The organism is Micromonospora chokoriensis (assembly GCF_000718555.1).
In the GTDB taxonomy this organism is placed as follows: Bacteria; Actinomycetota; Actinomycetes; order Mycobacteriales; family Micromonosporaceae; genus Micromonospora; species Micromonospora chokoriensis_B.
On sequence record NZ_JOAN01000056.1, the window covers coordinates 1 to 266 of the forward strand.

The following is a 266-nucleotide window of genomic DNA, read 5'->3' on the forward strand; positions in this document are numbered from 1 at the left end:
CCTGTCCGTACAGGGCAAGAACATCAACGTCGACGACATGGCCAAGGAAATGGGCACCACCGAGAACGGCACCAACTCCATCAACGACATCACCCCGGTGCTCAACAAGGAAACCGGCAAGGCCAACGCCTACCACAGCGTCGAGATCAGCAACCCCACCGCCGACACCAAGCAGACCGACACCCTGCGCACCGACATCGTGCGCACCGTCGACGACGGCCGCGCCGTAGTCGCCAACATCGCCGGCACCACCACCGACACCGACG

General features: G+C 63.5%; 1 protein-coding gene. It reads left to right on the top strand.

The window, feature by feature from the left end:
- Positions 1–266: C39 family peptidase (locus tag IF46_RS0132030; protein ID WP_030492145.1), on the top strand; the 266-nt coding region annotated here is incomplete at both ends.